Annotated in this window: 21 protein-coding genes and 1 pseudogene; 8 read left to right on the forward strand and 14 right to left on the reverse strand. The window is 72.6% G+C overall.

The genetic code is table 11. From position 1 onward, the window contains the following. Nucleotides 1-195: 195 nt before the first annotated feature. Nucleotides 196-1,041: a lysozyme gene (locus tag ACFWU9_RS28640; protein ID WP_384323442.1), complete on the reverse strand. Its 846-nt coding sequence runs from the start codon at nt 1,039-1,041 to the stop codon at nt 196-198. A gap of 229 nt (nt 1,042-1,270) precedes the next feature. Here ACFWU9_RS28640 and ACFWU9_RS28645 point away from each other — a divergent pair, with 229 nt between their 5' ends. Next, nucleotides 1,271-1,765, forward strand: a complete 495-nt coding sequence (locus tag ACFWU9_RS28645; protein ID WP_384323444.1) for a MarR family winged helix-turn-helix transcriptional regulator — start codon at nt 1,271-1,273, stop codon at nt 1,763-1,765. A gap of 50 nt (nt 1,766-1,815) precedes the next feature. Here the strand turns inward: ACFWU9_RS28645 and ACFWU9_RS28650 are convergent, their stop codons facing one another. Next, entirely contained in the window at nt 1,816-2,598 is a 783-nt protein-coding gene (locus ACFWU9_RS28650) for a hypothetical protein (protein ID WP_384323446.1), read from the reverse strand. A gap of 456 nt (nt 2,599-3,054) precedes the next feature. On the opposite strand from ACFWU9_RS28650, the gene ACFWU9_RS28655 reads away from it, so the two are divergent. The 5 genes from ACFWU9_RS28655 to ACFWU9_RS28675 are packed head-to-tail and all read left to right on the forward strand — an operon-like array spanning nt 3,055 to nt 8,860. Beyond that, the gene (locus tag ACFWU9_RS28655; protein WP_384323557.1) at nt 3,055-5,964 is read left to right on the forward strand and encodes a nitrate- and nitrite sensing domain-containing protein; all 2,910 of its coding nucleotides are present in this window, start codon (nt 3,055-3,057) and stop codon (nt 5,962-5,964) included. After that, nucleotides 5,961-6,443 (forward strand): roadblock/LC7 domain-containing protein, encoded by a 483-nt coding sequence (locus ACFWU9_RS28660; RefSeq protein ID WP_384323449.1) that lies wholly within the window; start codon nt 5,961-5,963, stop codon nt 6,441-6,443. The genes ACFWU9_RS28655 and ACFWU9_RS28660 overlap by 4 nt, the downstream gene beginning before the upstream one ends. Next, nucleotides 6,440-6,949, forward strand: a complete 510-nt coding sequence (locus tag ACFWU9_RS28665) for a DUF742 domain-containing protein (RefSeq protein ID WP_384323451.1) — start codon at nt 6,440-6,442, stop codon at nt 6,947-6,949. Before ACFWU9_RS28660 ends, ACFWU9_RS28665 begins: the two co-directional genes overlap by 4 nt. After that, on the forward strand, nt 6,930-7,571 hold the full coding sequence (locus tag ACFWU9_RS28670) for an ATP/GTP-binding protein (RefSeq protein WP_384323453.1): 642 nt from the start codon (nt 6,930-6,932) through the stop codon (nt 7,569-7,571). The genes ACFWU9_RS28665 and ACFWU9_RS28670 overlap by 20 nt, the downstream gene beginning before the upstream one ends. Before the next feature lie 44 nt (nt 7,572-7,615). After that, entirely contained in the window at nt 7,616-8,860 is a 1,245-nt protein-coding gene (locus tag ACFWU9_RS28675; RefSeq protein WP_384323455.1) for a styrene monooxygenase/indole monooxygenase family protein, read from the forward strand. A 12-nt stretch (nt 8,861-8,872) separates the two neighbouring features. Here the strand turns inward: ACFWU9_RS28675 and ACFWU9_RS28680 are convergent, their stop codons facing one another. The 3 genes from ACFWU9_RS28680 to ACFWU9_RS28690 form a co-directional block, all read right to left on the reverse strand. After that, nucleotides 8,873-10,327 carry an NlpC/P60 family protein gene (locus ACFWU9_RS28680; protein WP_384323456.1) on the reverse strand — a complete coding sequence of 485 codons (1,455 nt, stop codon included), beginning with the start codon at nt 10,325-10,327 and terminating at the stop codon, nt 8,873-8,875. A 206-nt stretch (nt 10,328-10,533) separates the two neighbouring features. Further along, nucleotides 10,534-13,179, reverse strand: coding sequence for a PQQ-binding-like beta-propeller repeat protein (locus ACFWU9_RS28685; RefSeq protein WP_384323559.1), 2,646 nt, complete (start codon nt 13,177-13,179; stop codon nt 10,534-10,536). A 340-nt stretch (nt 13,180-13,519) separates the two neighbouring features. Then, on the reverse strand, nt 13,520-13,792 hold the full coding sequence (locus ACFWU9_RS28690) for a hypothetical protein (RefSeq protein ID WP_384323458.1): 273 nt from the start codon (nt 13,790-13,792) through the stop codon (nt 13,520-13,522). A 258-nt stretch (nt 13,793-14,050) separates the two neighbouring features. Here ACFWU9_RS28690 and ACFWU9_RS28695 point away from each other — a divergent pair, with 258 nt between their 5' ends. Further along, a complete protein-coding gene (locus ACFWU9_RS28695; RefSeq protein WP_384323460.1) occupies nt 14,051-14,554 on the forward strand; it encodes a hypothetical protein in 504 nt (167 codons plus the stop codon). Nucleotides 14,555-14,597: 43 nt separating this feature from the next. Here the strand turns inward: ACFWU9_RS28695 and ACFWU9_RS28700 are convergent, their stop codons facing one another. The 8 genes and pseudogenes from ACFWU9_RS28700 to ligD all read right to left on the reverse strand — a co-directional run bounded on the left by ACFWU9_RS28700 (nt 14,598) and on the right by ligD (nt 22,274). Further along, nucleotides 14,598-15,533 carry a diiron oxygenase gene (locus ACFWU9_RS28700; protein WP_384323462.1) on the reverse strand — a complete coding sequence of 312 codons (936 nt, stop codon included), beginning with the start codon at nt 15,531-15,533 and terminating at the stop codon, nt 14,598-14,600. Nucleotides 15,534-15,690: 157 nt separating this feature from the next. Next, nucleotides 15,691-16,009 (reverse strand): annotated as a pseudogene (locus tag ACFWU9_RS28705) (DUF3291 domain-containing protein); the annotation flags it as partial. A gap of 30 nt (nt 16,010-16,039) precedes the next feature. Continuing rightward, entirely contained in the window at nt 16,040-17,158 is a 1,119-nt protein-coding gene (locus ACFWU9_RS28710) for an amidase family protein (protein WP_384323464.1), read from the reverse strand. A 5-nt stretch (nt 17,159-17,163) separates the two neighbouring features. Continuing rightward, nucleotides 17,164-18,621 (reverse strand): penicillin-binding transpeptidase domain-containing protein, encoded by a 1,458-nt coding sequence (locus tag ACFWU9_RS28715; protein ID WP_384323466.1) that lies wholly within the window; start codon nt 18,619-18,621, stop codon nt 17,164-17,166. Continuing rightward, nucleotides 18,618-20,048, reverse strand: coding sequence for an FtsW/RodA/SpoVE family cell cycle protein (locus ACFWU9_RS28720; RefSeq protein WP_384323469.1), 1,431 nt, complete (start codon nt 20,046-20,048; stop codon nt 18,618-18,620). The genes ACFWU9_RS28715 and ACFWU9_RS28720 overlap by 4 nt, the downstream gene beginning before the upstream one ends. Nucleotides 20,049-20,177: 129 nt before the next feature. Then, nucleotides 20,178-20,780, reverse strand: coding sequence for an SH3 domain-containing protein (locus ACFWU9_RS28725; protein ID WP_384323471.1), 603 nt, complete (start codon nt 20,778-20,780; stop codon nt 20,178-20,180). 153 nt (nt 20,781-20,933) lie between these two features. After that, on the reverse strand, nt 20,934-21,317 hold the full coding sequence (locus tag ACFWU9_RS28730; RefSeq protein WP_384323473.1) for a zinc-ribbon domain-containing protein: 384 nt from the start codon (nt 21,315-21,317) through the stop codon (nt 20,934-20,936). A gap of 72 nt (nt 21,318-21,389) precedes the next feature. Further along, nucleotides 21,390-22,274 carry a non-homologous end-joining DNA ligase gene (gene ligD / locus ACFWU9_RS28735; RefSeq protein ID WP_384323475.1) on the reverse strand — a complete coding sequence of 295 codons (885 nt, stop codon included), beginning with the start codon at nt 22,272-22,274 and terminating at the stop codon, nt 21,390-21,392. A 40-nt stretch (nt 22,275-22,314) separates the two neighbouring features. Between ligD and ACFWU9_RS28740 the strand changes: the two genes are divergently transcribed. Next, nucleotides 22,315-23,403: a Ku protein gene (locus ACFWU9_RS28740; RefSeq protein ID WP_384323477.1), complete on the forward strand. Its 1,089-nt coding sequence runs from the start codon at nt 22,315-22,317 to the stop codon at nt 23,401-23,403. Between the two features lie 48 nt (nt 23,404-23,451). Here ACFWU9_RS28740 and ACFWU9_RS28745 read toward each other — a convergent pair whose 3' ends face one another. Then, entirely contained in the window at nt 23,452-23,958 is a 507-nt protein-coding gene (locus tag ACFWU9_RS28745) for a hemerythrin domain-containing protein (RefSeq protein WP_384323479.1), read from the reverse strand. Nucleotides 23,959-24,087 lie beyond the last annotated feature (129 nt).

Consider the following 24,087-nt stretch of genomic DNA (forward strand, 5'->3'; position numbering starts at 1 on the left):
CCAACAACCCCCCCGGGGTGGCGCTCCGGCCCGTGGCCGGTCTGCTGTTCATCGGCGGCGGCGTCGTCGGCGCGGGCATCGACGCGCGCCTGCCGGGGCCCCCGCCACTCGGGGCGGGGGGCCCACCCCGTTCACGTACGGGCCGACCCTTCACACGCCGGTGTCGCCGTGGCACGTGCCGGTGTCGCCGTCACGTCAGCCGTTCGCGAGGGCCACGACGCGGTCGAGCGCGCCGTTGAATCTGTTGTGGTCGCCCACGATGGGCCCGGTGGAGGTGTACTGCCACATCGTGTACACGCCCCAGCCGGCCGGGAGCTGACCCACCGTGGAGTTGTAGCGGGCCACCCAGAGCGGGTTGGTGGAGCCGAAGCCGCTGTAGTTGCCCGTGCACTCGGTCCACCAGCTGGTGGCCGTGTAGATCACGGCGTCCCGGCCGGTGCGGGACCTGTAGGTGTTCAGGAACTCGCGGATCCAGGCGACCATCTGCGCCTGCGTCTTGCCGTAGCAGGCGGCGCCGTACGGATTCCACTCGATGTCCAGCACACCGGGCAGGGTCTTGCCGTCACGGGACCAGCCACCGCCGCCGTCGACGAAGTAGTTGGCCTGGTTGGCGCCGCTGGAGTCGTTCGGAGTGGCGAAATGGTAGGCGCCACGGATCATGCCGATGGTGTACGACCCGTTGTACTGCTGCGCGAAGTACGGGTTCTTGTAGTAGTTGCCTTCGGTGGCCTTCACGTACGCCCACTTGACGCCGCTGTTCCACAGGGAGCCCCAGTTGACGTTCCCCTGGTGGCTGGAGACGTCGACGCCCTCCGTCTGTACGGCGCGGTCGCCGGCGGGCGGGCCGCCGCCCTGGCCGTCGTGTTCGATGACGCCCATACCCATGTGGGCGGAGCCTCGTTCGGGGATGTCCGAGGTGTGGGGGGAGCCGTCGGCGCTCGCCGCGCCGGGGAGTGTGAGGAGGAGAGCGAGAGCCGCGAGGAGGACACCGGCCAGGGTGGGGCGGCGGCGGCCTGACGTGTCGGATGTGCGCACGGACATGTTCGTGCCTCCGAGAACGATGAGGGGGGAAGCTCGTGACGGGTCGACATATCATGGTGTGGACATGCCAAAACCTGCGCTGGGGACGACGCTACGGGGGCGCCGCGGAGCTGGGGAAGGGCCTCAGACCGCTGCCGTTGGTATAAACCTGCGAAATAATGACCGAGCTGGGGCAATGGACCCCGGTGTCGGAAAACTTTCAGGAGCGGGAAAGCTCGCGATGGGTGTTATGGGTGCTGACGTGCACGGAGACAGTACGGCGAATGAACCCGAAGCGGCCGGGAAAAGTGATGTGGACCGTGAATTCCTGGCGCTGGAGCGTGAGTTGGCCGTTTTCCTGCGGCGTGCCAGAGCCAATTCCGGAGAAATGGCCCGCGAGGTCCACCCCGAACTCGAACCGGCCGCCTACGGACTTCTCGTACGGCTGGAGGAGACCGGCCAGCAGCGCGCCACCGATCTCGCCGTCTATTTCGGTGTCGGCAAGGCCACGATGAGCCGTCAACTGCACGCGCTCGAAGGGCTCGGACTGGTGACACGGGAGCCCGACCCGGCCGACGGGCGGGCCTCGCTGGTCCGGCTCACCGCCGAGGGGCTGGAGCGCTTCCGCCGGGTACGGGACGCGCGGCGCGAGCGGTACGTCCGCAAGCTCGCCGACTGGAACCGGGCGGAGGTCGCCGAACTGGCGCGGCTGCTCCACCAGTTGAACGCGCGCGCGGCCCGCTGAGCGCGCCAGGGGCGGCGGTGCGGCGGGGTGGTAAGGCAGGACGGACGGGGCTACGGCTCCACGTACACGACCGTCGCGTCGTCGTACGCCTTGCCCCGCCGGAACGCCACCCCGTCCGGGTCCGCCGACTCCGCCGCCCGTACCCGGTCGATCAGTTCCTGGGGGCCGCTCTTCCTGACCAGCGCCAGACAGTCCGCCCAGTCGCCCTCCCGGAACACCTCGACCCAGCGGGCCGCGCCGTCGGTGAGGGCCACCATGGCGCGGACCTCGGAGGCGGGCGTACGTCCCGTCACTGCCTTCGACGCCACGCCCGGGTCGACGGCCGCGGTGAAGAAGCCGCCCTCGGCGTTGCGCAGCGCGTCCGTCGCGGCGGCCTGCCGGCGGACCGAGCGCGGAACGCGGTCCAGCCGGTCGTCCACGACGGCCCGCACCTCACCGGCCGGCGACTCCAGGAGAAGCGTCGAGTCGGAGAGGACGAGATGCTCGACCGACGCCCCGTCCCAGCGCGCCATGACGACGGTCGCCTGCGGCGTTCGGGGGTGAGAAAGGTCACATGTGTCACGGTGGGCGTCGGCGGTGCGTCCGATTGCCTCCGCCAGTGCCTCGGTGAGAGGCATCTCCCGCCGGGAAGCGGACAGTTCGGTCAGCGCGCCGCCCAGCCGTGAGGTGAACCACGGCACTCCGTGCACACAGCCGTCACCGTCCCGGGGAGGCGTCACCCCGTCCAGCGCGATCAGGGTGCCGCCGCTGCCGGCCGACGGCGCGGCCACGGCGGTCCAGTCCTCGTTCGGGCGGGGGTGGCTGCCGGGGGCGGTGGCGATGTCGATGCGCATGGACCCAGTCTGCCCCAGGCCCGGAAGGCTCCCCGTGGTGCCCGACCGGGGGGCACGGGTGCGACGCGTGCCGGGACACAGGCCTCGTACTGTCGGCGCCGCGGCGCGCCCCGCCGCGACCCGGCGCATCCCGGCGTACTCTCCCGCGAGACCCCGGAGCGCCGTCTCCGAACAGCCGCGCGTCGTCGGCTCCGCGGCGATGCGGCCCGGCATCCTGCCAAAGCTCACGCGTAAGTTCCAACCGCCCCGTCGCGCATGACGAGGACGCGCGCCCGCGCGAGTTGTTCGCCAACTCCTCCTTGATGTTCACTCGTTCAGGTGGCGGAGCGGCCGATACGCGCCCCCTCCGAAGAACGCTGGAATGGTCGGAAGCCGTGCCAGGGGTGGAGGGGTTATCCGGGTCTGACCGGACGTCATCTCCGCCTCGTGGGCGGACGAGTCAGAATGCGAGCACCGGTGCAGATGAAGCGGCCTCGGGGCAAGGGCGGCAAGCGCGACGGGTCCCGGAGCTCGGTGGAGCCCCGTAAGCCGGCGGAGTCCCGCAAGGCGGTGCCGTCCGGCTCCGCCGGAGGGGACGTGCCGGAAGCTCCCGCCGGACGGCCCGTACGCGTACGCACCCGGCTCGTCGCCGCGGTCGCCGTCGTCGGCGTCACCGTCGTGGCGGCGGGCATGCCCGCCGTCCTGAGCGCCTCGTCCGAACTGAACGACGCCCAGAGCCTGGTCACCCTCGCCGAACTGAACCGGCAGACGGCCGTGCTCGCCCACTCGCTCGCCGACGAGCGGGACGAGGTCGTCGTCCATATCGCGGGAGGCCGCCAGGAGGCCGGGAGCGGGGGCGACGAGGAGAAGGACGGCGAAGGGGCCGACGGCGACCCGGGCGCCGGCGCCGCCACCCGGGTCGACCGGCAGATCGACGAGATCGACGTGGTCGCCTCTCCCGGCCTGCGCAGGGACCTCTCCACCGTCCCGTCCGTCCGCCGCACCGCCCTGACCGGCAAGGGCAGCGCCCTGGAGGCCTACCAGGCGTACACGGACGTCATCGCCAAACTGCACGCCGTCAGCGACGAGGTCGCCGAGAAGACGCCCCCCGGGGCCGCCGACGGCACCCGCGCGCCCGCCGCCCTCGGCCGCGCCGTGGAGCAGGCGTCGGCCACCCGGGGCCTGCTGCTGGCCGCGCTCGCCGTCCCGGAGCCCGAGAGCAAGGCCCCCCAGTTCGATCCCGTCACGGGCCTGCCCGTCGAGTCCGGCGACGACAATGGCGACGGCGACGAGAGCGAGCGCACGCGCGACGCGCTGAGCGCCGCCGCCCAGCAGTCCCGCGTCCATGAGCTCGCCTCCCTCACCGACTTCGACCGGTCGGCGGGCGCCAAGGCGCGCGACTCCCTGGCCACGACCGTCACCGGGCCCGAGGTCACCGCGGCGGAGAAGTACCTGGCCGACCTGGCGGACAGCCCCGAACTCTCCGACCGCGACCGGGACGCCGACCGGGAGAAGCTCGACTCGTCGCTGTCCAGCCGGATCGAGCAGATGCGGGGCGTCGAGTCCGGCATCGGCTCCGCCCAGCTCAAGCGGCTGGAGGCGCTGCGCGACGACGGCGTCACCTCGCTGGAGGTGAGCATCGCGCTCCTCGGCGGTCTGCTGATCGTCGCCGTCGGGGCGTCCACCGCCGTCGCGCGTACGCTCACCCGGCCGCTCGCCGTCGTCCGTATCGGCGCCGCCCGGCTGGCCGCCGAGCCCGCGACCGAGGAACCGGTCCGCTTCACCGGCCGCAACGACGAGTTCGCCCAGGTCGTACGGTCGCTCAACGGCCTGCACGCCAAGCTTCTCGACGTCTCCGCGCGCGCCGACAAGCTCAGCGGCGAGCGCACCGGACTGATCGGCGCCCGGCAGTCCATGGCCGACCAGCGCGCCGAACTCCAGGAGCGGGCCGCCGGGATCACCGCGGAGCTGGAGGCGCTGCGGCACACCGTCCACCACACGTTCGTCAATCTCGCGCTGCGCACACTCGGCCTGGTGGAACGCCAACTCGGCGTCATCGAGACCCTGGAGGAGCGCGAGCAGGACCCGGACCGGCTCGGCGTCCTCTTCCAGCTCGACCACCTGGCCACGGTCATGCGCCGGCACAGCGAGAACCTGCTGGTGCTCGCGGGCCATGAGCAGGGCGCGAGTTACGCGGGTCCCGTCCCGCTCGTCGACGTCCTGCGGGCCGCCGTCAGCGAGATCGACAAGTACGAGCGGGTCACCATCCTGTCGCTGCCGCCCAACGCCCAGCTGGCCGGATTCGCCGCGGACGACCTCAGCCACCTCGTCGCCGAACTCCTGGAGAACGCGACCTCGTTCTCGCCCCCCGGCGCCCACGTCGAGCTCTCCGGCTGGCGGCTGGAGAACGGCGACGTGACGCTCGAGGTCCGGGACAAGGGCATCGGGATGTCGGCCGCCCGGATCGCCGAGCTCAACGAGCGGCTCGGGGACCCGCGGGCGCACCAGCCGCGGACGGCCACGCCCGCGAAGGCGGGGAAGTCCGGGAAGGCAGGGAAGCCCGGGAAGCCGGCGACGTCCGGCGCCGAGGGCGAGGGCGCGGCCGACGGGCTCGGTCTGCGCGTCGCCGCGCTGCTCGCCTCACGCCACGACGTCCGGGTCACGCTGCGCGCGCAGAAGCAGGGCGGGCTCGCGGCCGTCGTCGTACTGCCCGGGGCCCTGCTGCCGACGGCCCTGCCCGTCGCGGGCCCGCACCGCTCGACGGCGGGGGCCGCGCCGCTGGTGCAGCTGCCCGGCTCGGAGGCGGAGGCCAACTCCAACACGCTGCCCGGTCTCTCCGGCCGGGACCCGCTGCCGACGGCGGACGGGGAGCCGATCCGCCGGACGCCCACCGCCGACCCGTACGCCATCGGACCGGAGGCGCACGAGCGCGTCGCGGACGAGTCGGACGAAGCGGATGACCTGGTCGGTACGGGCGAGGCGGAAGAGTCGGGCGAGGCCGACCGGACAGACGGGGACGAGCCGCCCACCGACGCCACCACCGACGCCGTCGACGACTCCACCGCCGACGCCGTCACCGACAAGGGACTGCCGAAGCGTGTCCCCAAAGTCGTCAAGCCCGGCGCCACAGCGGGCGACCGGGCGGGTAGCGTCGACGCGGACGCGTTGCGCCGCAGGCTCGGTGGCTTTCACCGGGGAGCCAAGGACGGCAGGCGCGACGCCGATGCCGAGCTCTTGGAGCAGACCGAAGTGCAGCAGCAGACCAGCCCAGTGAAGACCGGCCCCGCGCGGACCGGTTCGGTGCCGCGGCAGCAGGACGACCCGGCGCAGGCGGCCGAAGGACGGACGGACGAGACGGGGGAAACTGTCGAGGAGGCACGCAGTTGACGGCGACCGGCACATTCGGACTCAGTAGCGAAGCCCGCAATCTCCACTGGCTGTTGACGAATCTCGTGCAGGAGGTGCGAGGCGCGCACTCCGTCGCGGTCGTCTCCTCCGACGGACTGCTGCTCCTCTCGTCGGACCCCGCACGGCACGACGCGGCGGACGAGGCGGGCGGGAGCGAGAGTCCGCGCGGCTCCAGCTCCGACCTGGCCACCGTCATCTCGGGCATCAGCAGTCTCACCCTCGGCGCGGCCGAACTGATGGACTGCGGGGGTGTGAAGCACACCATGGTCGCCATGGAGGAGGGCAGCGTCTTCGTCATGTCGATCAGCGACGGCTCACTGCTCGGCCTGCACGCCGGCGCCGACTGCGACATGCACGTCGTGGCGTACCACATGGCCATGTTCGTCGGCCGCGCCGGACATGTGCTCACCCCCGAACTCCGCAGCGAGCTGCGCAAGTCGATGGAGAGTGCCCGATGACATCGGCGTCCGCGGCCGGATCCGGCCGCGGATTCCCCGGCGGCGGGCTGCGCGCCCGCGGCCTGCCCCTGCGTTCCGCCGGGGGGCGTGCCGCGCGCGTGCGGCCGTACTCGCTGACCGGCGGCCGGACGCGTTTCGGCCATGTACTGCTGGTCGAAACGTTCGTCGCCGCGCTGGAGGCCACCGAGGAGCGCGCCTCCGAGGAACGCGCGCCGGACGGGCGTGCCCCGGCCGGTCCCGCGCCGGAGGCGCGCAAGGAGGCGGCGGGCGGCGGCGCCCCGTCGCGCACCATGCCGGAGATGCGCGCCATCGTGGACCTCTGCGCACGGATGCGGACCGTCGCGGAGATCTCGGCGCTGCTGAAGATCCCGCTGGGGGTCGTCCGGGTACTGCTCAGCGATCTGGCCGACCAGGGAAAGATCCGGGTGTACGGGACGGGCCACGGCAGCGGCCACCCGGACCGGGCCCTGCTGGAAAGGGTGCTCGGTGGACTCCGCCGTCTCTGACGTGTCGCCGTCGTCGGACCCGGTGGAGGACCCCTCCGAAGAAGGCCTGCGCGACTGGCAGTTGGACCGCAGCAAGGCGCCCATAGCGACCAAGATAGTGGTCGCGGGCGGCTTCGGCGTCGGCAAGACGACCTTCGTGGGATCCGTCTCCGAGGTGCGTCCGCTGCGTACCGAGGCGGTGATGACGAGTGCCGGTGAGGAGACCGACGACCTCACGGCCACCCCGGAGAAGACGACCACCACCGTCGTGATGGACTTCGGCCGCCTCACGCTCGACGACGACCTCGTGCTGTACCTCTTCGGCACCCCCGGCCAGCAGCGATTCTGGTTCCTCTGGGACGACCTGGTGCGCGGCGCGATCGGCGCCGTCGTCCTCGCCGACACCCGCCGGCTCTCCGACTGCTTCCCCGCCCTGGACTACTTCGAGAGCTGCCGCCTGCCGTACGTTGTCGCCGTCAACCACTTCGAGGGCACCGAGACGTACGACGCCCAGGACGTACGGGAGGCGCTGTCCGTACCGGCGGGCGTACCCGTGCTGACCATGGACGCGCGCAAACGCATCACCGTCGTCGACACGCTGCTGGCCCTGGTGGGCCACGCCCTCGAAGCGGCCCCCGAATAGCCCGGCAGCAGGCAAGCAGGCAGCAACATACGGAGAACCCCGTCATGCGGAAGATACTCGTCGTCGGTGCCGGACAGTCCGGCCTCCAGCTCGCCCTCGGACTCCAGTCGCACGGGTACGCGGTCACCCTGATGTCCAACCGCACGGCGGACGAGATCAGGTGCGGCCGGGTCATGTCCACCCAGTGCATGTTCCACACCGCGCTCCAGCACGAGCGGGATCTGCGGCTCAACTTCTGGGAGTCCCAGGCCCCGCGCGTCGAGGGACTCGGTGTCTCGGTCGCCGCGCCCGACTCCTCCCGCGCCACCGACTGGCTGGGCAGGCTCGACGGGATCGCCCAGTCCGTCGACCAGCGGGTCAAGATGGCCGGCTGGATGGAGACCTTCGCCCAGCGCGGCGGACAGCTCGTCATCCACGGGGCGGCCGTCTCGGACCTGGACTACTTCTCCCGTACGTACGACCTCGTCCTCGTCTCGGCCGGCAAGGGTGAGCTGGTCGCGATGTTCGCCAGGGACGCGGTCCGCTCCCCGTACACCACGCCGCGGCGCATGCTCTCGGTCGCGTACGTCCACGGGCTGGGCCCGCGCCCGGAACATCCCGGGCTGGACGCGGTGCGGTGCAATCTTGTGCCCGGTGTCGGCGAGCTGTTCGTGATGCCGACGCTGACCGTCAGCGGCCGCGCCGACATCCTGTTCTGGGAGGGGATACCCGGCGGTCCGATCGATGTCTTCCAGGGCGTCAAGGACCCCGCCGACCATCTCTCGCTGACGCTGGAGCTGATGGAGCGGTACACGCCCTGGGAGTACTCGCGGGCCACGAAGGTCGAGCTGACCGACGCGAACGCCACCCTGTCCGGCCGGTACACGCCCACCGTCCGCAACCCCGTCGGGCGGCTGCCGGGCGGCGGAACTGTCCTCGGTGTCGCCGATGTCGTCGTGGCGAACGACCCCGTCACCGGGCAGGGCTCCAACTCGGCCTCTAAGTGCGCCGCGTCGTACCTGGAGTCGATCCTGGCGCACGGCGACCGGGAGTTCGACGAGGCGTGGATGCGCGCCACGTTCGAGCGCCACTGGGAGAGCGCGCGGCACACCACCAAGTGGACGAACACCATGCTCGGCCCGCCGCCGGAGCATGTGCTGGACCTGTTCGACGCGGCGGGCCGGCTCCAGCCGGTCGCCGACCGGTTCGCCAACGGCTTCGACGACCCGGCGGACTTCGAGGACTTCTTCTACGACCCCGACCGGGCCAAGGCGTATCTCGCGGAGGTCGAGGAGAGCGCCACCGACTGACGCCCACCCCGCTCAACCGCGCCGTGCGGTGGACGAGTTGTTGCCCCGGTCGTCACCGGCGGCGGCGCCCGCCGGCAGCTGGGGCGGTTCGTAGGACCGCGCGTCGAGCGGATCGGCACCCGGGTCCGGCCGTACGGCGCCGAGCAGCGGATTCGACGCGATGGGGGAGACCTTCACCCGGCCCCCGGGGCGCGGGGCGTGGACCACCTTCCCGTCGCCGAGGTAGATCGCCACATGGGTCGCCTTCGGGAAGTACACCACCAGATCGCCCGGGCGCAGCCGGCTCAGCTTCACCTTCCGCAGCTGGGCCCACTGCTGCTGGCTCGTACGGGGCACGTTCACCCCGGCGCGTGCCCAGGCCTGCGAGGTCAGCCCCGAGCAGTCGTACGACTCCGGCCCTTCCGCGCCCCACAGATAGGGCTTGCCGATCTGTTTGACGGCGTACGACAGCGCCTTGTCGCCCTTGGCGGAGGGCGCCCGGAGGCTCCGGCCCGGCCCCTTGCTGGGGGCGACCGGGGCGCTCCTGGTGGTCGGCGTGCCCGTGGGCGCCGGCGCGGCCGTGGCCACCGGCCCGCTGCTGGCCACCGGTGTGCCCGTGGCCACCGGCCCGTTCCCGGCCACCGGTGTGCCCGTGCCCGTCGGCGTGGTCGCCGTCCCCGTGGGGCTCGCGGCCTCGCCGAGCGCGCCGGAGGTGATCAGCCTCTTCTGCGCCTTCTCCGTGTCGGCGTCCTCGCGTTCGGCGATCGCCGAGATCTGTTCCGCGCTGAGCGAGGCCAGCATTCTCTCCACGTCGGCGAGCCTCGCCCGGACCGCGTCGCGCTGCTTCCGCTGTTTCGCCGCCAGTGCCTTCTGCTCGGCCAGTGCCTTGCGGGACCGGGCGGCGAGGGTCTCGGCACGTCGCTCGCCGTTGGTCAGCCGCGCGATCGTCGACAGCCGGTCGCCCTGCGCACGGTCCATCAGATGCCGCTGATCCAGGGCGTGTTGCGGATCGTCGGAGAGCAACAACTGGATGTAGGAGGAGAGTTCGGACGTGCCCTGGTACTGCTGCCGGGCCAGCCGCCCGGCCTGGGCCCGGCTGCGGACCAGTGCCTCGCGGGCGTCGGTGAGGCCCGCGCCGACACTCTTGGCCCTGGTCCGCTGGGCGGTGAGCTTCACCTCGGTGTCGTTGTAGGCCTCGGTGGCCTCCTCGGCCTGCCGGTACAGCTTCCGCAGCTCGGTGAGGAGCGCGGAGACGCTGCGCGGAGCCGCGACGGGCCCGGCGCCGGGCACTGATCCGGCGCTCGGCACCGGCACGGCGCTCGGGGTCGGCACGGCGCTCGGCGTCGGCCGGGTGCTCGGGGCGGCTTCCGTGCCTGGGAGGGGTTCGGCACCCGGAACGGGTTCGGCGCCGGCCGGTACGGCGCAGGGGATCGTCGCCAGGACGGCGAGCGCCGCCGTACAGACGCCTCGCAGAAGTCTGCCTGACACCTCGTCACCTCCGTTCGCGGGACGGTCCGTCCGACCCCGAGGAGACGATGATGGGGCGTCATTTGTCCGACCCTCGTGTGCTTACCGCACAATTGGGCGACATGGCGGCACGCCGTCACCCCCCGAGGGCCGATACGACGGCCCCCGGCGTGGCGGCTTGAGGCGTACGGGAGGGGTGTCCGCCGGTCGCGCGCGGGGGCCGTGGCTCAGTCGACCGGCAGCGCGTAGAACGTGCCTCCGCGCCGGATCACCGCGGTCCTCCCCGCCATCAGCGGCTGATACGGCGGCGCGGCGACGCCCGCGCCGTCCGCGCCGGGGGAGGGGGCGGGGCCGCCGGCGTTCTGGAACTTCCACAGCCGCCTGCCGTCCTTCGCCCCGAACGCCGTCACCTGGAGCCCGTCGGCCGACAGCACCGTCCGGCCGCTCTCACTGAGCGAGATCCGGGGGACACCGCTCCAGGCGGGGCCCTCCGTCGTCCCCTTCCAGCGCTGTACGCCGGAGTCGGGATCGAGCGCGTACACCTCCTGGAAGCGGTTGGCGACGTACAGGGTGGAGCCTACCAGCGTGCCGGTGCCGAACGCGAAGGGCTTCTGGCCCGCCACCTCGGGCGCGCCGGACCGGCGCCACAGCCGCTCGGCGCTTGCGGTGTCGTACGCGTACAGCTGGTCCGCCGCCGCCGCGAAGAGCCGGCCGCGCGCGTCGCCGACCGAGCCGCCCACGGGCGGTACCGCGCCGAACGACTTCGACCAGGTCCGCTTCCCGGTCGCCCGGTCGAAGCAGTGGTAGACCGATCTGCCCCTGGCCGCCCTCACCTGGACCGGGAGCAGCGACTTGGCGTCCTGGCGCACCACAATGTCCGCCTCCCGTACGGCGATCAGCTGGTACACCGGGGTCAACGGCGCGCGGCCGTTGGCGATCACCGTGCGCCACAGCTCCTCACGGGTCGTCAGATCGAAGGCGAAGAGATGGGTGCGGACACGGGCCGCCTTCCCCGTCCCGCTCCGGTACGCCCCGGTGAACCAGACCTGGCCGTCGCTCGTCCCGGTGACACCGGCGACCTTCAGCCCGGGGGCGCCCTTGACGCCGTCCGCGTAGTCGACGCGGTGCTCGACCGCGCCCGAGGCCGTCGAGATCCAGAGCAGCCCGCTCTCCCCGGCGACGAAGCCGAGTCCGGACGAGACGGGAAGCGCCTGATGGAGGGCGGCGGCCCCGGCGCTCCGCCAGAGCCGTCTGCCGGTACGTACGTCCACGCCGGTGGCGCCCGAGCCCGAGGTCAGGACGAGGGTGCGACCGCCGATGACGGCGGCGTTCAGGACCTCGTCGGCGGCCACCTTCTGCTCATACGCCCAGAGGGCCTCGGGCGGCAGCCCGGTCAGCCTCCTCGGGGTGTCGTCCGTGCCGAGGGGTTTGTCGTCGGTGCCGTCGGACTGCTCGTCGCCGGCGAGCGCGAGGACGCCCCCGCCGCCGATCACCAGACCGGCGGCGCCCGCGACGATTCCGGTGATGAGCGCGCGGCGCCCGAGCGGCTGCCCGAGCGGCCCGCGGAGCGAGGCGAACCGGCCCTGGCCCGACGGTCCGCCGGGCGCGGTCGGCGCGGGCGCCGGGGCCCGGACGGGCCCCGGCGGCAGGGCGGGCGGTCCGGGCGGTCCCTGCGGGCCCGGCGCCGGCGGGAGGGCCTGGGACTGCTGCGGTACGGGGGCGGCGGTCGGCGGCAGCGGGAGGGCGGTCGGCTCGGGCCGGGCGTGGGGCAGCGACAGGGCGGCGGTCGGCCGGTCGCCGACACCGCTCTCGCTGCCGGAGGCGGTCCGGGGGCGGCCGATGCGCGTGGTGCGGGTGTCGGGCTCGGGCACGGCGCCGGGCGTCGCGTCGGCCGGCGGACCGGGCACGGCGTCCACCGGGCCGCCCGCCGGGGCGTCGGCGGACCCGCCCCGGGCGGCGTCCAGCGGCGTGTGCAGGGTGTCGACCCGGGCGGCCTGGTCGGCGATCGAGGCCGACAGCGCGGCGGGCAGCCACCCGCCCGGTCCGGCGGCCGACGCCGCCGCGCCCCCCGGCGCGAGCTCGGCCGCGACGGCTCCGGCCGTCGGCCGCTCGCCCGGCTCCTTCGCCAGACAGCGCGCGACGAGCGGCCTCAACCCGCCCGGCACTCCTTCGAGTTCGGCCGTCCCGGACGCGATGCGTTCGGCCGCCGACTCGGCCGGCCCCCTGGTGAGGGGCGTCGTACCGGTGGCCGCGTACGCCAGCAGCAGCCCCAGCACGAAGATGTCCGACGGCGGCCCCGGTACCTCGCCCTCCAACTGCTCGGGGGTGAGATACCCGAGCCGTACGGACAGCCGGCCGCCCTCCATGGCCTCCGCCGACGCCGCCGCGCCCAGCGCCCCGAAGGCGGTGAGGCGCGGCCCGTCGGCGGCGAGGGTCACGGTGTCGGGCGCGAGCCCCTGAAGGACCGCTCCGGTCGCGTGCACGCGCGACAGCGTCTCGGCGAGCGCGCCGCCCAGTGTCCGGACGGCCCGCTCGGGCAGCGGCCCGGCGAGGGCGACGGCCTCGCCGAGGGTGAGCGCGGGGACATAGCCGCACGCGGTCCAGAGCGTGTCCCCCTCGGACGGGTCGGTACGGGAGTCGAGCAGCGGCCGCACCCAGCCCCCGGCCAGCCGCTCCTCGGTCCGCGCCTCGGCCTGGAAGCGCCGCTGGAAGGCGGGCAGCACGGCGAGAGCGGGGCGGGCGACCGAGACGACGACGGTGGCGCCGTCCGGTCCGTACGCCAGATACCGCACGGCGCTCGCCGACTCCCGGTACCGCGACAGCACGGTGTAAGGGCCGACGAGACGTGGGTCGTCGTGCCGCAGCGGTTCCATCACGCGAATGCCCCCTGGTGGCTCGGCCGGGAGGTCATCTCCGGCCTGGTCGATCCTAGGCGGTGTCCTCCCGGTCCTGCCGGGCCCGCGGTCCCTGGTGCCGCGTCCGGTCTGACCGGCAGGACACCCCCCAGGCCCTGTCCGGTCGGTCCGAGCGGCCGTCCGTGCCGTGCGACGGCGACGGGACGGACCTGTCCGAACGCCGGGTCCGCCTCACGGCGTACGGCGCCGTTCGCGGACCCGCCCTAGATGGTGCCCGACAAATCGCGCCCGCGGCACCATATATGACCGTGTATGGCCAGGGAGTTCCGCGTTCGGGTGGTCCCGGGGCGCCGCCGGCTCAGCCGTGGCCGGGCTTGGACCAGGGCCACTTGAGCGTGCGGCGCTCGCGGCCCTCGGGGACGTACTCGTACTTCCAGCCACGTTGCAGCCCGAGCCGCTTGGTGTAGCCGGCGGGCGCGCGCCGGTAGGCGAACACGGTGGGCGGCCCGCCCCCGGCGTCCGGCACCGGGACCTCGTACCACTTCGGGGGCTGCCCGGTCGGCCCGGTCAGCACGGGCAGTACGCGACCGTCGAGCGGCCCGCCGACAAAGACGGTCTCTTCGCTTCTCACGCCGCCAGTGTCGCGCAGCGCCCCGCCCGGGCGGACCCCGGTCACCCCCGCGGCGTACCGCACCCGCCCCCGCGTCCCGCCCCGTCCCACCCCCACGACCAGCGGCTTAGCCGTCCGCGCTGACCCGTTCGACGGAACCTGACGTGGACCCTCGGCGCGCCGCTTGACGGCGCGTCTGCCTTTGATGAGGGCCACGGCCCGGTTTCCTGAGCGGGTGGCCGACGCCCGCACCGTGCCAAGGAAGCGGAGATCCCCACCATGCGCGTTTCTCGCATCCTCGCCACCGCCGCCCTGTCCTCCCTGGCCCTGGGCGTGGGTGCGACGGCGGCCCACGCCGACCCGCAGCCGGTCCTCACGGTGAGCCCGAGCCCGGCGCGGCCCGGCTCCCCGGTCACGATCTCCCTCGACGGCGGCTGCGACACCAGCACCGTGACGGCCTCGTCCCGGGCCTTCACGGGCTCGGTCACGCTGACCGCGAGCTCGACGTCGGGCATCTACCGGGGCACGGCGACGATCCGCCGCGACGCCCGGGCCGGCACCCACACGATCAACATCTTCTGCCCGAGCGACGGCACCTCCTCCTTCACCTTCACGGTCGCCGGATCGGCGACCCCCAGCCCCACCCCGACGAGGGGCGCCAGGGGCGGTGTGGGCGGCAGCATCGCGGGGACGGACGCGGCGAAGGTCGCGGCCGGGGCGGGGCTCGTGACGCTGGCGGCGGCGGGCGGCACGCTCGCGCTGCGCCGCCGCGCCAAGCACTGAGGCGCCGCGGGACACCGGGACCGGCGCTCCGGCGCCGGTCCGCTCACGCCAGCAGCCCCGAGGCCTTCCAGAGCCGCCGGCCCGCTCCCCGCAGCACCCCGATGTCGTCCAGGAAGTCCGTGAGGCGCTTCGCACCGGACCGCATCACCTCCCGGCGGTGGCCGCTCGCCCGGACCTGGGCGACGGCCTCGCGCCGGTCCAGCCCCACGTTCTCGTAGACCTGGGGACTGACGAAGCAGACGGAGAAGACGCGTGCCGCCTGGCCGGCCGTGAGACGGGTCAGTTCCCGCTCCCAGCGCGGCGAGGTGACCATCTGGCGGCGCAACTCCTCGCGGGCGTAGCGGACGTGGCGGGCCTCCTCCACCACATGGACGCGGGTCACGCCGCGCACCAGCGGCTGGACGCGCTCGTCCGGGAACGTCAGGCGCTGCATCCAGTCGAGGATCTCCTCGCCGAGGAGCGTCGCGGCGAACGAGCCCGGGGTCGTGGAGACGGTCTTCAGCAGGCGCGCGGCGTTGTGGTGGACGCGGGGGACGGGGTACGCCGGGGCGCCGCCCTTCCGGATCATCTTCGCGAACATCATCGAGTGGCGGCACTCGTCGGCTATCTCGGTGAGCGCGTAGCGGACATGATCGCTCGTCACCGACTTGTCGTAGACGTGCCTCACCAGCAGCTGCATCAGGATGATCTCGAACCAGATGCCGAGCGAGGCGAGCGAGGCGGCCTCGTGGCGGGCCAGGTCCATCCGCCGCTCCTCGGACATCCGCCGCCACAGCGGGGTGTCGTAGAGGGAGACGAGCTCCGGGGGCCAGTACCACTTGCCGTCCTCCGCCGGGGCGTCCCAGTCGAGGTCCCTCTCCGGATCGAAGGAGTGCCTCGCCGAGGCTTCGAGGAGCCGCCGGGCGACCTGTTCGCGGTCCCGCAGCGGGCCGAGCGCGTCGCGGGGGGCCGTCACTTCGGGTTCGTGCGCTGCTGTCATGGCTGGGAGCACCTCGTAGCTGCGGTTACCGGGGGTACGATCCTCGACTCCCTTATAAGACTTCCTGTCAGCAGCTCTCGTCAATCCCCTCCACGCCACTTACTGACGCGATGTCCAGCAGCGTGCGGTCCTGCCGAACAGCCGTGGTCGACAAACAGAGCGTGGCCATCGCCTCCTCCACGCGCTCGAACCAGTCGAAGCGGCGAGCGGGCAACTCCCGGTGCCGGCCCCGGTACATGAAGGCCCGTCAGGGCGTTGAGATCGCGCCATACCGTCAGATTCATGATCAGCCACTTGTCGCCGAGGACCGGTACGTCGGTGGCGTTGCCCGATTCGCTCCTGAGCCGCCATCGGAAGCCGTCGGACCCGTCGGCCACCGCGTTCACGGGGTCGAGTGCGTCCACGAAGTCCTTCGACTCGGCGGATTCCAGCGGGTATTTGAGGCGGGCCGTGTTCACCTGGGCGAGCTCGTGCACGGGGGCGCCGGGGGGCGGAGGAAGGTGTCGTCACCGGCGTACGTCAGACAGGACCGCCTCGGCGACGCGTGCGATTTCGAGGAGCGGGACATCGGCCCCGCGCCCGGCCACCAGTTGGAGACCGACCGGGCAGCCGTCCGGCGTGAAACCGGCGGGCAGACTGGCCGCGGGATGGCCACTCAGGTTGAACGCCCAGGTCAGCGCCGTCGAGTAGACATCGCGGCCGGGACCCTCATGGCCGTGCGGACGGTTCGGGGTCACCGGCGTGAGCAGCAGCGGCGTACGGGCGAAGTACGCGTCGAGCCGGCGGGCGTTCTCCTCCCGGGCGCCCGCCCCCGCTCCTCCGGACGGATCACCGCCCCATACCGCCAGCCATGCCTCGCGCGGGTCGAGCAGCGACAGGGCCGAGCCTGGGGCCCCGTCGAGCCGTACGGCATCGGCCGCCGCGAGCCGGTCCACCGCCGCCCGTACCACCGCCTCCACCGCGGGCTCGGTCCGCGCGAAACCGAGATCCGGCGAGTACGTGGCCGGCACCGGTATCGGCACCGACGTCCGCGCCCCGGCGGCGGGGGCGGAGCCGGCCCCCGACCCGGCCAGCACGCACCGCAGATACGCCTGGGCGTCCGCCACCCGCCGCGACAGCACCCCCGCCGACGCCAGCCCCGTCCGGTCCGGCGTCGGCAGCAGCCCGTTCGTCGTCTTCAGACCGAACACCCCGCACCACGCCGCCGGGACGCGCACCGACCCCGCCCCGTCGCTGCCGGTCGCCAGCGGCACCAGACCGGCCGCGACCGCCGCCGCCGAGCCCGCCGACGAACCACCCGGCGTGCGGTCCCGCCGGTGGGGGTTGACCGTACGGCCGTGAGCGCCCAGTCCCCACGTCTGCCAGTACGTCCCAGGGCCCGGCACCGCCGTCGAGCCCACCGGCACCGCCCCCGCCGCCATCAGGCGCCGCGCCGCGTACGAGCGGATGCCCGCCGGGCCCTTCACCGCGAACGGCAGCCCCGCCAGCGGCAGTCCGCCGTCCACCGTGCGCGCCCGCTCCCGCGCGTCCGCGTGCCACACCTCGATGAACGCGCACAGCCACGGATCCGTCCGGTCGATCCGCTCCAGCGCCTCATCCACGCCCCACCGGGCCTCACCCACCACGGGAGTCAGTCTCGCAGCGCCGCCTCCATCACCGCCCGCGCGATCGGCGCGGCGTCGCCGCCCCCGCTGATCTCCTCCCGCGCCGCCTCCGCGTCCTCCACCACCACGGCCACCGCCACCGCCGGCCGCCCCGCGTCCTTGGCCTGCGCCCAGGAGATGAACCAGGCGTACGGCGTACCGGAGTTGCCCACCCCGTGCTGCGCCGTGCCCGTCTTCCCGCCCACCGTCACCCCGTCGATCCCGGCGCTCGTCCCGGTCCCGTCCTCCACCGCCCCGACCATCAACTGCCGCAGCCTGCTCGCCGTCGAGGGCTTCATCGCCTGCCGGTAGCCGCGCCCGCCCCGGTACGAGACGACGTCGCCGTCGGCGGCGAGCGTCCGCTCCACCAGATACGGGTACCTCAGATCCCCGCCGTTCGCGACCGCCGCCGCGACCATCGCCATCTGGAGCGGTGTCGCCGTCGTGTCGAACTGCCCGATGGAGGAGAGCGCGAGCTGGTCGTCGCTCATCTCCTGGTCGAAGTTGGAGACCGCGACCCCGGAGGGAATTCTCAACCGCCGGTCGTTGAAGCCGAATCCGCGCGCCGTCTCCACCATCCGGTCGAGCCCCACCCGCACCCCCAGACCGGCCAGCACCGAGTTGCAGGACCACTTGATCGCGTACGCCAGCGACTCCTTGTCGCAGCCCCGCGCGTCGTTCGGGAGCGTGGTGCGGGTGCCGGGCAGGACGTAGGGATCGGGGACGTCCGTCGGCGCGTCCACGTCCTCGACCACCCCGGCGTCCAGGGCCGCCGCCGCCGTCACGATCTTGAAGGCCGAACCGGGCGGATACGTCTGCCGGATGGCCCGGTTGAGCATCGGCCGGGCGTACGCGCGGTTGTACCGCCGCCACGCGTCCGCGACGGCGTCGCCGGTGCCGGACAGCGATCCCGGGTCGTACGACGGGCTGCTGACCAGCGCGAGGATCCTGCCGGACGACGGCTCGATCGCGGCGACCGCCCCGCGTCTGCCGTCGAGCCCCGTGTAGGCGGCCCGCTGGAGGGAGGACCTGATGGTGGTGACGACCGTGCCGCCGGGCTCGTGGGCGCGCGTGATGTCGTTCCAGAACGGCAGGGGGGCCAGCATCGGATCGCTGCCGGAGAGGATGCCGTCCTCGGCGTTCTCCAGCAGGCTCGTGCCGTACGTCTGCGAGGCGTAGCCGGTCACCGGCGCGTACAACGGGCCCTGGGTGTAGGTGCGTTCGAAGCGCAGTTGCTGGCCGGAGTCCCTCGACCCGGTGACGGGTCGGCCGTCGACGAGGATCTGCCCGCGCGGCTGCTCGAAACGGTCGATGGTCCTGCGGCGGTTGCCGGGGTTGTCGTCGAGCGAGTCGGCCTGGATGAGCTGGATCCGGGCGGCGTTGACGAGCAGCGCGACGAGGAGCAGCAGACAGAAACCGGCGGCCAGACGGATATGGCCGATCATCGCTCGCCGCCCGGCGCCGTCCCGGTGGAGGACCCCGTGTCGGTCGGGGGACCCGTGATCACCCTCGTCGGCGCGATCACACCCGTCTCCACCGTCTCCGGACGGGGCCTGCGGGCCGAGTCGCTGAGCCGGATGAGCAGCGCCACGATCATCCAGTTGGTGACGACCGAGGAGCCCCCCTGTGCCAGGAACGGCATCGCCATACCGGTGAGCGGGATCAGCCCCGTCACCCCGCCCGCGATCACGAACACCTGGAGCGCCACGATCGACGCGAGACCGACCGCCAGCAGCCGCCCGAACGGGTCGCGCAGCGCGAGGCCGGCGCGGTAGCCGCGGGCGACGAGCAGCGCGTAGAGCATGAAGATCGCCGTCAGCCCCGCCAGCCCGAGCTCCTCGCCCGCCGTGGCGAGGATGAAGTCGGACTTGGCGGCGAAGCCGATGAGGACCGACCGGCCGAGCCCCAGCCCCGTACCGAACATCCCGCCCGCCGCGAACGCGAAGAGGGACTGGGCCAGTTGCTCGGGGCCCTGGCCGGCCTCGATGGAGGCGAACGGGTCGAGCCAGTCCTCGACCCGGCTGTGGACATGCGGTTCGAGCCAGCCGACGGCGAACGCGCCGACCCCGGCCAGCAGCAGTCCGACGGCGATCCAGCCGGTGCGGCCGGTCGCCACGTACAGCAGGATCACGAAGAGCCCGAAGAAGAGGAGCGAGGTGCCGAGATCGCGCTCCAGGACCAGGACGAGAACGCTGAGCAGCCAGATCGCGACGACGGGGCCCAGCACGCGGCCCGCGGGCAGTTGCAGCCGCCAGATCCTGCGGCCGGTGTACGCGAGGGCGCTGTGGTTGGCGGCGAGATAGGCGGCGAAGAAGACGGCGAGCAGGATCTTCGCGAACTCGCCGGGCTGGAAGGAGAGTTCGTCGATCCGGATCCAGATCCTGGCACCGTTCACGGCGGGGAAGAAGATCGGCACGGTCATCAGCAGCAGCGCGGCGACCACCGAGAGATACGCGTACCGCTGGAGCACCCGGTGGTCGCGCAGCAGCGCGACGACGGCGATGAACAGCGCGACACCGAGGGTGGACCAGACGAGCTGCGCGGGCGCGTCGGGCTCGCCGGAGGTCGACAGGTCGAGACGGTGGAGCAGCACCAGTCCGATGCCGTTGAGCAGGACGGCGATCGGGAGCAGGAGAGGGTCCGCGTACGGGGCGCGCAGACGGACCGCGAGATGCGCGACGAGGGCGAGCAGGCCGAGACCCGCGCTGTGCCGCAGGGCGTCGGGCGGGACGGCCACGTCGCGGGCGAGGCCCACGGCGACGTAACCGAAGAGGGAGATGAGGACGGCGCAGACGAGGAGCGAGAGCTCGGCCCCGCGCCGCTTGCGGAGACGTAGTTCGGGCGGGGGAGAGTCCGCCTTCGTTGCGGTCATGGAGCGCAACGTAGCAACCCGACATGCCTTATGTCCGTTTATGTAAAGACATAAGGCATGTCGGGTTCAAGGGTTCCGCACCACCGGATCAGCCCTGACGGGGCGGCCCCGAGAATCGGTCCTGACGGGTCAGCACCAGCGGGGCGTCTTGCCGATGTTCTCGATGTACGCGGCCGAGACCCACGCCCAGGTGCCGTCCGCGAGGAGGTACCAGTGGTTGTTGCCGTTCACGCTGTCGCCCCGCGTCTTGCAGTGGATGAGGATGAGGGTGCCGTACGGGAGGCTGCCGACGACGCGGCTGCTGCGGGTGGGCCTGTCGCGGATCAGGAGCCCGCTCCTGGCGGTGACGCGGCCCTTGTAGAAGTGGGCGGCGGCCGCCTCGTCGCCGGCGGCGGCGGCCTCGGCCGCCTCGGCACGGGACGCCTCGGCGGCCTGCGCCACCTCAGGGTCGAGGGTGGCGGGGCGCTCCTGGACGGCGGGGTCCATGAACGCCTCGTCCATGGCGGCCTGGTCCATGGCGGCCTGGTCCGCCATGGCGGCGGGGTCGTCCATGTCGGCGTGGCCGTTGGAACTGACGGGCGGCGGGGCGGGGAGCGCCGCCATGGCGGGTGTCGCGGTCAGGGCCGCCATGGCGACGGCGAGGGCCGCGGCGTACGGGCCGAAGGAGCCCCGGAGGCGCTGGGGGCGCGCGGAACGCCGGGCACGTGAGGAACGCAGGGAACGCTGGGACATGCGTGACTCCTGAAGTTCGGGACGGGGCGAGTGATCGACGGAGAACTGCCCGACGCTCGCCCGATTTACCCTAGTTTCGTCACATTCTGTCCGCAACCGTAACTCTGTGTGCTCCGCGCACTCGGCGTATCCGGCGCCGCGTCCTCGTCGGCGTCAGTGCTGGTACGGGTTCCCGCCCTGGCCCTGCTGGGGCCCCTGGCCGCCCTGGCTGAACGGGTTGCCGCCGCCCGCCTGGCCGCCCTGCGCGCCCTGCGCGAACGGGTTGGCGCCGTGCTGCTGGCCGACACCCTGCTGGGCCTGCGTCGCGCTCTGCGCGAGAAGCTGCTCCGCCTGCTCGTTCGGCACCCGGTGCTCCACCCCGCAGAAGGTGCACTGCGTGTAGTGCTTCGTCGAGTACGGGAACAGCGGGACGAAGAAGAGGGTGAACTTGGAGACCCGCTTGCGCAGCGTGTGCGCCGACGGGTTGCCGCACTGGCCGCACACGAGCGTCAGTATCGCCAGCTGGTAGACGTAGCCCTTGGTGCCGAAGATGATCATGTGTGATTCCTTCTCTGCTCATGACGCTCATGACTGGCGCACCTCCATGGTGCCTGCCGGTGACAGCGGCTGTCAGGGCAGGCGCCCCGCCCGGTTGAGATTGATCAGGGGGCCGAGGAGATCCCCGTACCGCTCCAGCCGCGCCGCGATGTCGCCGACGCGGAAGACCAGGTCCTCCGGCGCCGAGCAGTCCGCGACCTCTTCCCAGGACACCGGGGTGGAGACGGTCGGTTCCGTACGGGCGCGCACCGTGTACGGCGCCGCCGTCGTCTTCGCCGCCGAGTTCTGGCTGTGGTCGACGAAGACCTTGCCGGGGCGCAGCGCGCGGGCCATCCGGTGGACCACCAGCTCGGGCAGTTCCGACTGCGCCTCGACGGCGAGCGACTTGGCGTACGCGGAGACCTCGGGCGACGGCGTCGGCTCCAGCGGTACGAGCAGATGCAGGCCCTTCGAACCGGACGTCTTGGCGTACGCGCCGAGCCCGTCGGCCGCCATCCGGTCGCGCAGCCAGAGCGCCGCCTCGCAGCAGTCCACCACGGTCGCGGGCTCACCGGGGTCCAGGTCGAAGACGATGCGGTCGGCGAGGGCCGGGCCCTCGACCCGCCACTGCGGGGTGTGGAACTCCACGACCAGGTTGGCGGCCCACATCAGCGTCGCGAGGTCCTCCACCAGCACCTGCTCGGCGATCTGGTCGGCCGAGCGCGGCACCCTCGCCGTCCGCACCCAGGAGGGCGCCCCGGGCGGCGGATTCTTGGTGAAGAAGCGCTGGCCGGCCGGACCGTCCGGAAAGCGGAGGAAGGAGACCGGGCGGCCCGCCAGATGGGTCAGCAGGGCGCCCGCCACCGTCGCGCAGTAGTGCAGGACCTCGCCCTTGGTGGTGCCGGTGGCCGGGTAGAGGACCTTCTCCAGATTGCTGAGCGCGATCCGCCGCCCCTCCACCTCCGCGATTGGCGTCATACGATGAGAATCCCACGAATTCCGATGTAAGGGATTAAACGTGCGATCCATCTGGAACGGCGCAATCTCCTTCGGTCTGGTCAACATCCCGATCAAGCTCGTGAACGCCACCGAGAGTCACTCGATCTCCTTCCGGCAGATCCATTTGGCGGACGGCGGCCGGATTCGTTACCGGAAGGTCTGCGAGCTGGACGAGGAGGAGGTCACCTCCGCCGAGATCGGCAAGGCGTACCAGGACGCGGACGGCTCGATGATCCCGATCACGGACGACGATCTGGCCCAGCTCCCGCTGCCGACGGCGAAGACGATCGAGATCCTCGGATTCGTGCCGGAGTCCTCCATCGACCCGCTCCAGGTGGGCTCGGCGTACTACATCGCGGCGAACGGGGTGCCCGCCGCCAAGCCGTACACCCTGCTGCGGGAGGCGCTGAAGAGGAGCGAGAAGGTCGCGATCGCGAAATTCGCCCTCCGGGGGCGCGAGCGGCTGGGCATGGTGCGGGTCCTCGGCGACGTCATCGCCCTGCACGGGCTGCTGTGGCCGGACGAGATCCGGCAGCCGGAGGGGGTGGCGCCGGAGACCGACGTCAGCATCAGGGACGCCGAACTCGACCTGGCGGACGCCCTGATGGACACGCTCGGCGAGGTCGAACTGGAATCGCTCCACGACGACTACCAGGAGGCCGTCGAGGAGCTGATCGCCTCCAAGGCGGCGGGTGGCGAGCTGCGGGCGCCGGAGGAGCCGGGGGAGCGGCGTGGCGGCAAGGTGCTGGACCTGATGGCGGCGCTGGAGGGCAGTGTGCGGGCGGCCAAGGAGTCGCGGGGCGAGGGGGACGCGGGGGACGAGGGCGAGAAGGAGGACGCGGAGGTGCGGCGCCTGCCCACCCGCAAGAAGGCGACGGGCGGGAAGAGGGCCGCGTCGAAGACGGGGTCCGGGACGGCGAAGAAGACGGCCTCGAAGTCCGCGTCGAAGTCCGCTTCGAAGACGGCCTCCAAGACGGCCGCGAAGAAGACGGCGGCGAGCAGGAGCACCGCGAAGAAGACGGCGGCCAAGAAGACCGCCGCGCGGAAGACCGCAGAGAAGAAGACCACGGAGAAGAAGGCCCCCGCGCGCAAGCGGGCCTCCGCCTGAGCGATGCCCGGCGGGGGCGCCGCCGGTCGGTGAACGTGCCGGACCCGCTCAGCGGCCGGGCGCGTCCCGCAGGGCGAAGTCGTCCGGCAGCGGTGCGCCGAGCGCGTTGAGGGCGTCGACCAGCTTCTTCTCCTCGTACGTGAAGTGGGACTCCACCAGCGCCACGAGACCGTCCAGTTCACCGCGCACCCGGCGGGCCTCGGCGGGGCTCGGCGCGGGACCGATGCCGTCGACCAGGTCCTGGAGCCGGCCGAGCATGCCGGTGACCATGTGATGGTCGTGCGCGAGCTGTTCGAGTACGGGCGCCAGCTCGGGGGAGTGCCGCGCCAGAGCGGGGAAGACCCCCTCGTCCTCCGCCGTGTGGTGCCGGGTCAGGGCGGAGCAGAACGCGAGGCAGTGCGCCCGCAGTTCGCGCGGGCGCTCGCCACCGCCCGCGAGGTGGTCGTCCACGTCGTCCCGCAACCGCGCGAGCTCCTCGCGGAGCCAGATGTGCACATCGATCAGCTGATTGCCGAACGCCGCGAGACGCCCGTCCGGTCCGGTGGAGATCCCCATGCCCGGCATCGTATGCGGGTTATTGATTCTGTTGGATTCTGTGCGACAGACCCTGGCGGTTCCGGGGAATTCCGGTGGACAATCCGGGGCGCGGGCGCCCCTTCAGGCTCAGCCCTGTCATCACCAACT

This window comes from Streptomyces sp. NPDC058653, from assembly GCF_042716895.1.
Taxonomy (GTDB): domain Bacteria; phylum Actinomycetota; class Actinomycetes; order Streptomycetales; family Streptomycetaceae; genus Streptomyces.